Origin of the sequence: Nioella sediminis, assembly GCF_001879695.1 — a bacterium.
Lineage (GTDB): Bacteria > Pseudomonadota > Alphaproteobacteria > Rhodobacterales > Rhodobacteraceae > Nioella > Nioella sediminis.
Genome location: NZ_MNBL01000150.1, coordinates 1 through 9,207, shown reverse-complemented (window position 1 = coordinate 9,207; position 9,207 = coordinate 1). Strand labels below are relative to the sequence as shown.

12 protein-coding genes are annotated in these 9,207 nt (G+C 63.5%); 3 read left to right on the top strand and 9 right to left on the bottom strand.

The features are described 5' to 3' along the window. Positions 1–167 precede the first annotated feature (167 nt). Positions 168–1,040, bottom strand: a complete 873-nt coding sequence (locus tag BKY26_RS17010) for a Hint domain-containing protein (RefSeq protein ID WP_071691571.1) — start codon at positions 1,038–1,040, stop codon at positions 168–170. 329 nt (positions 1,041–1,369) lie between these two features. Here BKY26_RS17010 and BKY26_RS17005 point away from each other — a divergent pair, with 329 nt between their 5' ends. Then, the gene (locus BKY26_RS17005) at positions 1,370–2,911 is read left to right on the top strand and encodes an acetolactate synthase large subunit (RefSeq protein ID WP_071691570.1); all 1,542 of its coding nucleotides are present in this window, start codon (positions 1,370–1,372) and stop codon (positions 2,909–2,911) included. 4 nt (positions 2,912–2,915) lie between these two features. Here BKY26_RS17005 and BKY26_RS17000 read toward each other — a convergent pair whose 3' ends face one another. From BKY26_RS17000 to BKY26_RS16990, 3 genes are all read right to left on the bottom strand, one after another. Next, a complete protein-coding gene (locus BKY26_RS17000; protein WP_131541923.1) occupies positions 2,916–3,317 on the bottom strand; it encodes a hypothetical protein in 402 nt (133 codons plus the stop codon). Between the two features lie 119 nt (positions 3,318–3,436). Next, complete coding sequence (locus tag BKY26_RS16995) at positions 3,437–4,048, bottom strand: HD domain-containing protein (protein WP_227435081.1); 612 nt, start codon at positions 4,046–4,048, stop codon at positions 3,437–3,439. A gap of 12 nt (positions 4,049–4,060) precedes the next feature. Next, positions 4,061–4,927, bottom strand: coding sequence for a phytanoyl-CoA dioxygenase family protein (locus BKY26_RS16990; protein WP_071691568.1), 867 nt, complete (start codon positions 4,925–4,927; stop codon positions 4,061–4,063). 208 nt (positions 4,928–5,135) lie between these two features. Between BKY26_RS16990 and BKY26_RS16985 the strand changes: the two genes are divergently transcribed. Next, entirely contained in the window at positions 5,136–5,477 is a 342-nt protein-coding gene (locus tag BKY26_RS16985; RefSeq protein WP_071691567.1) for a DUF2853 family protein, read from the top strand. Positions 5,478–5,715: 238 nt separating this feature from the next. On the opposite strand, the gene BKY26_RS16980 is transcribed toward BKY26_RS16985, so the two are convergent. Genes BKY26_RS16980 through tsaD form a run of 5 tightly spaced genes read right to left on the bottom strand, consistent with a single transcriptional unit; the run spans position 5,716 to position 8,866 of the window. Further along, a complete protein-coding gene (locus BKY26_RS16980; protein ID WP_071691566.1) occupies positions 5,716–6,102 on the bottom strand; it encodes a DUF1761 domain-containing protein in 387 nt (128 codons plus the stop codon). A 51-nt stretch (positions 6,103–6,153) separates the two neighbouring features. Beyond that, on the bottom strand, positions 6,154–6,573 hold the full coding sequence (locus BKY26_RS16975; protein ID WP_071691565.1) for an EVE domain-containing protein: 420 nt from the start codon (positions 6,571–6,573) through the stop codon (positions 6,154–6,156). Beyond that, the gene (locus BKY26_RS16970) at positions 6,573–6,842 is read right to left on the bottom strand and encodes a YciI family protein (protein WP_071691564.1); all 270 of its coding nucleotides are present in this window, start codon (positions 6,840–6,842) and stop codon (positions 6,573–6,575) included. Before BKY26_RS16970 ends, BKY26_RS16975 begins: the two co-directional genes overlap by 1 nt. 3 nt (positions 6,843–6,845) lie before the next feature. Further along, positions 6,846–7,790 carry an NAD(P)H-dependent glycerol-3-phosphate dehydrogenase gene (locus tag BKY26_RS16965; protein WP_071691563.1) on the bottom strand — a complete coding sequence of 315 codons (945 nt, stop codon included), beginning with the start codon at positions 7,788–7,790 and terminating at the stop codon, positions 6,846–6,848. After that, a complete protein-coding gene (gene tsaD / locus BKY26_RS16960; protein WP_071691562.1) occupies positions 7,787–8,866 on the bottom strand; it encodes a tRNA (adenosine(37)-N6)-threonylcarbamoyltransferase complex transferase subunit TsaD in 1,080 nt (359 codons plus the stop codon). Before tsaD ends, BKY26_RS16965 begins: the two co-directional genes overlap by 4 nt. Positions 8,867–8,914: 48 nt before the next feature. Between tsaD and BKY26_RS16955 the strand changes: the two genes are divergently transcribed. Beyond that, on the top strand, positions 8,915–9,207 hold a 293-nt coding region (locus tag BKY26_RS16955), incomplete at its 3' end, for a uroporphyrinogen-III synthase (protein ID WP_425434495.1).

The window sequence follows — 9,207 nt, the reverse complement described above, 5'->3', positions numbered from 1 at the left end:
AAACGTATTCAGACGTCGTATAGTTTGGCATTTGTGAAACCCCCGTCCCGAAACCATGCGTCAATTTTTTGCTGACCTGAATAGGGCATCAAGCACTCAAACGAGTCAAACCGTTTAGAGTTTCACCGAAGCCCTGTGTAGGGTGGGCAGTTCTGCCCACCGCTCCGTCAGGCCACAGCCTTCCCGGCCAGCCTCGCAACGATCCGCCCCGGCACCTGCCGCGCAGACATCGCGCGGGGATAGGGCAGCTCTTCCATCTCCGGCACGTCGCCATAGAGCGCTTCGAACTCGGCGTAGTTGTCGAAAGCCCTACGCGAAACGTTGTCGATAAACGTCTCCGCAGGGGCGCCATTGGCGAGGATGATCTCGTGGGCCTCGGTCTCGATATGGAAGACCGTGTAAGTCTCGCCCATCTCAGCCAGCGGCACGCGGCGGATGGTCTCGCCATTCACCAACGCGCCAGCATGACAGATCACCCCGTCAATCAGCATCCCGTGATCAGCAGTCACCGTCAGATCCGCATTCGGCAAGCCATCGCCCAAAGACCCGGCGGCGAACCGCACCGGCATCAGGCGCTCGGCGGGGCCGAAGCGGGTGGAAACGGTCTGGCGTCCGATCCATTTGACCGGGCAGAACGTACCGTTCGCGGTCGTGACCAGATCGCCGATTGCCAGAGCTTCCACTGCCTGCGCCCCGCCCGGCGTGGTGATCAGCGTGCCCTCGCCGAAGCAATAGGCATAGGCCCCGCTCGTGGTGGTGGTGACAAATCCCGGCCCCAGTGAGCCGTTGTCCGACAGAACATAGGCTGATGAGCCGTTAGAGATCACCGGATCTCCGCTGCTGGTCAGGCCGATCAGCTGCACGGTTCCAAAGAAGTCAGACTCCAGGGACGACCCGACAGCGGTGCTGTCGTTGTCCAATGTATCGACGGAATCCGTCAGCGTGACTGTTTGGACGTTGGCACCGCCAATGGCCGTCGATCCATCCCCGGCAAACGCATTGACGACATAGACAAAATCGTAGCTGTCCGGTGATGGCATTGGCTTGTAATTCCTTATTGTTCAAAAAGCTGCAGACAAGACCGGACCGCTCCAAGGCTTCGTTCCGACGCCTCCCGTTGTAGTCTGGCAACCAGCGTTTGCAAGCCGTACGGCCGGACCCATGCCGATCTTTCGCCGCGCCCGTCGCACTCTCCCTCCTTGCGTCTCGCTCTCAGCGGTTACCGCCCGTGTCGCAGACCTCACCGGCAGGTTTCGTCTGCACGCCCGGTGTACGGGGGGTGTACAGGGGGTGTACGCCCGGCACCCCCCTGTTTTCGGGGTTCCCGACCCCCGCCATCCGTGCTTGTCTGACGCGCAAGGAGGATCCCATGAACGGTGCCCAATCCCTTGTGAAAACCATGCTGGCCAGCGGCGTGGATGTCTGTTTCGCCAATCCCGGCACGTCCGAGATGCATTTCGTCGCGGCACTGGACAGCCACCCGGACATGCGCTGCATCCTGTGTCTGTTCGAAGGCGGAACCTCCGGCGCGGCGGACGGGTATTTCCGCATGTCGGGCCGCGTTGCGGCGACCATGCTGCACCTCGCGCCGGGCTTCGGAAACGCCTTCTCGAACCTTCACAATGCGCGCAAGGCGGGCAGCGGCATTGTCAATATCATGGGTGAGCACGCGACCTATCACCTGGCATATGAGAGCCCCCTGAAGGGCGATACCGAAGGCATCAGCCGCACCATAAGCCATTGGACTCGCAGCTCTCTTTCCTCGGCCGATGTGGCAAGCGACGGGGCCGACGCGATCCGCGCAGCGCGGGCGATGAATGGCCGGATCGCCACGATGATCCTGCCCGCCGACACGGCCTGGGGCGACGGAGCCGACCCGGTGACCGCCCCCGCCCCGCCACCGCTTCACCGTCCGTCCGATGCGGCGCTTGATGCGGCGGCGGCAGCTTTGAAAACCGATGGCGCGGCCCTGCTACTGGGCGGTCAGGCCACCCATGGCCCGCTGTTGCATCTGGGGGCAAAAATCGCGCAGGCGGCAGGATGCCGGATCCTGACGCCCCTGCACAGCCCGCGTCTGGAACGTGGTGCCGGAACGCCACCGGTCGAGCAACTGCTCTACCCCGTCGATGCCAATGCAGCGCTGCTGAAGGACGTGCGCAGCCTCGTCGTTGTCGGTACTCATGCGCCAGTGAATTTCTTCGCCTATCCCGGCAAGCCCTCATTGCCCACCAGCGCTGACATCCATGTTCAGGACCTGGCGGATGCCACCATGGATTTGGACCATGTTCTGAATGGTTTGGCCGACAGGCTCGGGGCCCGGTCCGAGACCGTGGCACCGGTCGACCTGGCCCTTCCCGACCGCCCCGACGGACCCCTGACCCCGGCAAGCGCGGGGGCCCTGATCGCGCGCGTCATGCCCGAAAACACCATCGTCGTGAACGAAGCCGTGACTTCCGGCGCGCCCATTGCCGAGGCGACCCGGACCGCGCGGCGCCATGACTGGCTGATCACCATGGGCGGCGCCATCGGGCAATGCCTACCCTGCGCCACCGGCGCGGCGGTGGCTTGCCCCGACCGTAAGGTCATCGCGCTGACCGGCGACGGGTCGGCCATGTATACGCTGCAATCGCTGTGGACCATGGCGCGGGAGCGGCTGGATGTGACGGTGATCGTCTTCGCCAATCGGGGGTATCAGATCCTGCGCGGGGAACTCGCGGCCATGGGGGTCACGCAAGTGGGCCGCAACGCGCAAGCGATGTTCGATGTGGACGACCCGTTGCTCGACTGGGTGGCACTGGCCAAAGGCCATGGCGTCGAGGGAACCCGCGCGACCACGGTGGACGAGATGGAGGCTGCGCTGGAAGAGGCCATGGCGGCAAAGGGGCCGCGCCTGATCGAGGTGGTGATCTGAGCGGCTACTCCACCGGCGGCATCACCGTCAGGAAGGTCTCACCATTCCAGTTGAGCGCCTCGAAACAATAGCCCGCGCTGCTGACCCCGCACCAGCCGCCGTCCCGGCCGATCAGCAGAACCGGCTCTCCGTCCCAGTCGATGACGCGCCAGCCAAGCGCCTGCCATTCGAACACATGGTCCTCCACGAAGGCAAACAGCGAACAGCCCCCCGACCCGCAATAGGGTGACAGCGGTGTGGCCGAGCATTCGAGATGGCTTGTATCGACGAGCGTCTCGGGCAATCCGTCGCCGGTTAGATCCATCTCGACCACGGCGCGTTCCCCGATATACAGGCTGCCCTCTTCCCATAGGGCGCAATCCCGAATGGATGCGGTCAGCAAGGCGTCGGCCGCTGTTTGTGCCATCGTGGCAGAGGTGGGGAGAGCTACGAAAAATAAGGTAAAACAGCTTCTCAAGGGCAAGTCCTCCAACTCGGAGATGCCCACAGGATAATCCTTGAGTGAGAGCCAGGCAAATGTGCGGATCAGGCCAGTTCCGGCAGCCCCATGACCACACCCTCCTGCACCACTTCCGGGTCATAGGCCTTGCGGGCGAAGACCTCTCTCACCATGGGCTCGAACACTTCTAGCGGTTCGTACTCATAATCGGGATCGAAGGAGGACTGGTCCCACCTCTCGCAGAAATCGGCGCAGCTTTGCCAGCAGGGATGGTCCTTGAACCGATCGCGCGCGTCCTTGTCCCATCCGTAATGGTGGCCGTAATAGAACATCTGGAAGATGCCGTGATGTTCGACGGTCCAGGCCACCTCATCGCGCACGAAGGGGCGGATCACTTCGGCGGAAAACCGGTCATGGTTCTGCGGGGCCAGCCCGTCGCCGATATCGTGCAACAGCGCGCCCACAACCCAGTCAATATCGGCCCCTTCGCGCAGGGCGCGGGTGCCCGATTGCAACCCGTGTTCCAGCCGCGTGATCCGGTAGCCTTCCAGCGAGACCTCGCCTTGGCGGCGCAGTTCGTCCATGATCCGGTCAGCGGTCAGCGCGAGATAGGGTCTCTCAAGCTTCTCCAGCAGCTCGTAATCCTCTTTGGTGCCGTCCTTCATCTGGGTGAAGCTGACTTTCTGGTCTGCTGTCATCCTGCGATCCTCCTAAAGCATCTTCTGGGCGTAGAGCCCCACCTGTCCCTCGGCCCCTGCCGTCAGCGCCGCCGACTGCGCCGCGAGAACCTCGTCATACAAGGCAAGCGACGCGGGATCGAACAGCCGCGCGGGCGGGGCCACGTTGATCCAACCCTGCATCTCATCCTTGCCGCGCACAAGCATCGCATAGTCGCGGGTCAGATCGGGCTGCCGTACCTCGGGCGTGACATAGCGGATGGCCATGCCGATGCGCCGGTCGTCCGACATGTTGGGGCCGGACGCATGGAAGGTGCGGCCATGGTGGAACGACATCTCGCCCGGTTTCAGCGCGCCGAAGACGGCGTCCTCCTCGTTAATGCCTTCGATCTGCTGGCCACGGGATAGCAGGTTATCGGCATCGAACGTATCCGCATGGGGCACAATGGCGTTCTTGTGGCTACCGGGGATGAAGCGCATGCACCCTGCCTGAACCGACACGTCCGACAACGCCAGCCAGGCGGTCAGCTCCTCATCCGTTTCACCCATGCCCCAATAGGTGATGTCCTGGTGCCAGGACACGACCTTGGTTGTGCCGGGTTCCTTGATGAAGAGCTCCACCGACCAGACCAGAAGGTTGGGGCCGAGGATCGAACTGACAGGATCGAGGATGCCGGGGTCAGAGGCGATGCGGTGCAGCAGGGGAATGACCAGCTGACCATTGACGCGGAAGAACTGGTTCAGGTCATGACCGCCTGCACCGGCGGCATGGTCGCGCTCCAGCGCCTCGACCTCGGCACGCAACGCGGCGGCTGTGGCAGTGTCGAAGGCCCGGATCGGGTGCAGGAACCCGTCGCGCGCGTATCGGGCGGTTTGGTCGGGCGCCAGGAAATCGGACATGGCAGATCCTATGTGTCACTCTCACCAACACGCTGCCGCTACGGCAAGCCCCCTGTCCTGTTCGATTCCGACTCCCGAATGGTCGCCTTTGGGCATCAAACCTGTGGATGACCCAAGTTTTTCATTGTCAGACCGGGCTGTGCCGGGTTTCATACGCCGCGTACTGGATGGGAACATTCTGACTATCAATAAAAACGGGGAGACCAAGATGGGCAAACGCGATGAACTGATCGCCAAATATGCAGATGATCTGCGCAACAAATGCGGGATGGAACCCGACATGGACCTGCTGACCAAGGTCACCATCGGCTGCGGCCCCGCGATCTACGACGCGGACGCATCGACGGTTGCCGGGTCTCAGCCCAGTGAACTGGAAACCGTGAAGAAGAACTTCCTGATGAAGAAGCTGGGCCTTGCCGACAGTGACGACCTGATGGCTGCGATCGATTCCGTGATCGAGACCTATGGCAAGTCCGAACGCAACAAGTACCGCGCCGTCATCTACTACATGCTGACCAAGCATTTCGGAAAAGAAAGCGTCTACGGCTAAGCCGGAGCAATTGCGAACCCATTAAGGCCTGCCCGCATCGGGGTGGGCCTTTTTCGTGGTTCAGTGGCCGGGGTTTGAATAGAATTGTCCGGGCATTTCAGTTGATCGCGCGGCACGCAGCGGGCTAGGGTCAACCCTGTCCCGACCAGGATGGCGGACCCTCATAGAACACGTGCGGAGCGAGAAATTGCGCGTGGGTAAAGGAGGGTCCCGGGGGGTCGGGGCCCTCCTTCTTGTATCAGAACAGCATCAGCACCACGGCGATGATCGTGCATCCGATCACCGGATAGCCGCCGTCGATCCAGATCAGCGATTTGTCGCGGAAGCTGTAAAGCACGTTGTTCACCATCCATGGCAGAGCCACGAAAAGGCCCAACCCCGCGCCAACCATCACGCCGCCGCCGACCGTGGTGATCCCGGAGCTTTGCAGGATATGCCGGGTCATGCCCGCCACGAGCACCGACATCACGAAGCTGACGATATAGGGCAGCGGGCTGGCAGAGGCCCTGATCTGGTCCTCGGTCAATCCGTTTGCGGCCATCCAGGGTTTGGACAGGGCCATGTACCAGATTGCTCCGAAAACCCACGCTGCGGCCCCGGCCGCCAAGACATTCAGAAATTCCATGTGATCTCTCCCGTTGATCTGGAGAAATCATGCCACGGGCTGCGTGCAACCTTAAGCAGAAAAGCCGCCCATCTCGCAGATGATCCGCCATTCCTCTTCGGTCACGGGCTGTACGGACAGGCGCGAATTATTGGCCAGAACCATCCCCGACAGGCGCGGATCACCCTTTACATCGGCCAGTGTTACCGGCGTCTTGAACGGACCCACTGCCTTGATGTCCACGCATTCCCAACGGGGATCGTCTGTGGTGCTGTCGGGATGGGCCAGCGCGCAAACCTCGACCACGCCGACAATCGCCTTTTCCTTCAGCGAATGGTAGAAAAAGCCCCGGTCGCCCAAAGCCATTTCGCGCATGTTGTTGCGCGCCTGATAGTTGCGCACGCCATCCCATTGTTCGCCCGCATCGCCCCTGGCCACCTGCTGATCCCAGGACCAGGTGTTCGGTTCGGATTTGAACAGCCAGTAGCGCATCAGCCGATCACCTTGTTCCACGCCTCGATCCGCACCTTCTCGAAAAGGCCCGCCTTGGCATAGGGGTCATTCGCAGCCCAGTCTTCGGCGCCCGCGCGATCCTCGGCCTCGATCACGACGAGCGAACCGATCATCTTTCCGCCTTCGTTCAGGAACGGTCCGGCATGGATCACGGGGGTGGATTTGAGATAGGCGATATGGGCGTCCCGGTTGGCCTTGCGGACCTCCAGATGGCCGGGTTTGTCGGTGCAGATCAGCGCGTAGAGCATGGGTTATTCCTGTTTCAGAGGGCGATTGAGAAGCCCTGCCATCACATCCTGCACAGAGGCACGCCCCTGACACAAGGCTGCAACGGCATCGGCAATCGGGGTGTCCAGCTCGGCATGGGCGGACAGTTCCTGCGCGGTTGCGGCCCCTTCGACTGTGGCCGCCGGGTCCAGCGGTCGCGCGCCCGCCAATGCCTGCCCGTGGCGGTAATTGCGCGACTTGTCTGACGTACAGGTCAGCACCAGATCGCCGAAGCCCGATAGCCCCGCAAGCGTGTCGTCCCGCGCGCCACGAAAGGCCGCCACGCGGCGCATCTCGGCAAAGCCGCGCGCCATCAGGGCAGCCCGCGCGCTTTCGCCAAGCCCTGCGCCCATGACCGCGCCTGCCGCAATGGCGATGACGTTCTTCAACGCGCCGCCCAGTTCCGCGCCCACCAGATCGGTGCTGCGATAAAGCCTGAGCGTGGGGGAGGAAAGCCTGTCTTGCAGCGCAGCACCTTTCGCGTCATCCGGCAGCGCCAGCGTCAGCGCCGTTGGCAGACCGGCGGCGATATCGACGGCGAAGCTGGGGCCGGTCAGCACGCCCGCCACCACACCCGGCAAGTCGCGGGTGATCAACTGGCACGGCGACAGACCGGTTGTCAGGTGAATGCCCTTGGCACAGGAAATCACGGTGCCCGCGCGACCGGGCAGGATCGGCAGAACCTCGTGCAGTTTCTGGGTGGGGACAGCGATCAGCAGCACATCGGCGGTCAATTCGGAAATATCGCCGGTCACGCGAAGGCCATCGGGGAAGCGGTGGCCCGGCAGACGGCGGGTGTTTTCGCGCGCGGCCTGCATCTCTGCCGTTCCGGCACGCGCCCACAGCGTCACCTCGGCCCCGGCACGGGCCAGCGTGATGGCAAGCGCCGTCCCGAACGCGCCTGCCCCGGCGATATCGACCCGGTTCATGCCTTGGCCCCTTTCTTGCCCGATCCAATGAGCGCCGGGCTCGTCCGGTCCAGAGGCCAGCGCGGGCGTGCCGACAGGTCCATCCCGTCGCGCTGACCTGCACGGTAGGCCTCCCACCCGGCCCAGGCAATCATCGCGGCGTTGTCGGTGCAGAGCCTCAGTGGCGGGGCGAGGAAGGGGACGCCATGGACGCTTGCCACATCCTCCAATGCCGCGCGCAGGGTCTGGTTGGCGGCGACGCCCCCTGCGACGGCAAAACAGGTCAGGTCGGGCTGTCCCGCCAAGGCGCGGCGGGATTTTTCGGCCAGAACATCCCTGACAGCCGCCTGAAACGAGGCACAGAGGTCAGCACGGTCCTGTTCGTGCAACCCACCCTGATCCGCGACCAGCCCGTCACGGGTCCGCAGAACAGCGGTCTTGAGGCCGGAAAAGGACATGTCGCAGCCGTCGCGGTCCAGAAGCGGACGCGGCAGAGGGAAGCGTTTGGGATCGCCCTTCGCGGCGGCCTGCTCCACCACCGGCCCGCCCGGCTGTGGCAGACCCAAAAGCTTGGCGACCTTGTCGAAGGCCTCGCCCGGGGCGTCATCAATCGTGCCGCCAAGCCGGGTGAAATCGTCAGGCCCGTCGACGCGCAGAAACTGGCAATGCCCGCCAGAGACCAGAAGCATAAGGTAGGGGAAACCCACCCCATCCGTCAGGCGCGGGGTCAGCGCGTGGCCTGCAAGGTGGTTCACCCCAACAAGCGGCACGCCGAGCCCCATGGCCAGCCCCTTGGCGCACATGACGCCCGACAGAACCCCGCCAATCAGCCCCGGCCCGGCGGTCACCGCGATGACGTCGATCTCGGCCAATGTCACACCCGCCTGTTCCACCGCCTGCTCCACCATCAGATCGAGCCGTTCTGCATGGGCGCGCGCCGCGATCTCTGGCACCACGCCGCCATAGGCTTCGTGCAGATCGGTCTGTCCGCTGACCACGGAGGACAGCAGTTCCGCCCCATCCTCCACGCGCAGCACCGCCGCCGCGGTATCATCGCAGCTGCTTTCAATGCCAAGGATGGTCAGGCGGTCGGTCATGGCGGGTATCGTTGCACAAGGGGTGCCCCGCAGGTAACACTCCCCCCGATGCCTGACAATGCCACCCCCCTGATCCTTCTGACGCGGCCCGCTGCACAGGCGGAGCGCTTTGCCGATCAGTGCCGAGCGGAGTTCGGGACCAAGGCGGAGATCCTCATCGCCCCGATGCAGGAGATCGTGCTGCTGGATCTGCCTGCGATCCCGCCAGAGGCGAGCCTGATCTTCACCTCGGAAAACGGGGTGAGGGCCTATCAGGCAGCTGGTGGAACAGCGGGCCTCACCGCCTTTTGCGTCGGGGACCGCACGGCGCGGGTCGCGGCAGAGACCGGGCTGCGGGCCTT

Excerpts from the sequence above, each read along its gene's own strand:
- BKY26_RS16970 (WP_071691564.1), bottom strand. The coding sequence starts at position 6,842 with ATGCTCTACGCGCTGATCTGCACCGACAAACCCGGCCATCTGGAGGTC.
- BKY26_RS16965 (WP_071691563.1), bottom strand. The coding sequence starts at position 7,790 with ATGAACCGGGTCGATATCGCCGGGGCAGGCGCGTTCGGGACGGCGCTT.
- BKY26_RS16975 (WP_071691565.1), bottom strand. The coding sequence starts at position 6,573 with ATGCGCTACTGGCTGTTCAAATCCGAACCGAACACCTGGTCCTGGGAT.
- BKY26_RS17005 (WP_071691570.1), top strand. The coding sequence starts at position 1,370 with ATGAACGGTGCCCAATCCCTTGTGAAAACCATGCTGGCCAGCGGCGTG.
- BKY26_RS16995 (WP_227435081.1), bottom strand. The coding sequence starts at position 4,048 with ATGACAGCAGACCAGAAAGTCAGCTTCACCCAGATGAAGGACGGCACC.
- BKY26_RS17010 (WP_071691571.1), bottom strand. The coding sequence starts at position 1,040 with ATGCCATCACCGGACAGCTACGATTTTGTCTATGTCGTCAATGCGTTT.
- BKY26_RS16985 (WP_071691567.1), top strand. The coding sequence starts at position 5,136 with ATGGGCAAACGCGATGAACTGATCGCCAAATATGCAGATGATCTGCGC.
- BKY26_RS16990 (WP_071691568.1), bottom strand. The coding sequence starts at position 4,927 with ATGTCCGATTTCCTGGCGCCCGACCAAACCGCCCGATACGCGCGCGAC.
- BKY26_RS16980 (WP_071691566.1), bottom strand. The coding sequence starts at position 6,102 with ATGGAATTTCTGAATGTCTTGGCGGCCGGGGCCGCAGCGTGGGTTTTC.
- tsaD (WP_071691562.1), bottom strand. The coding sequence starts at position 8,866 with ATGACCGACCGCCTGACCATCCTTGGCATTGAAAGCAGCTGCGATGAT.
- BKY26_RS17000 (WP_131541923.1), bottom strand. The coding sequence starts at position 3,317 with ATGGCACAAACAGCGGCCGACGCCTTGCTGACCGCATCCATTCGGGAT.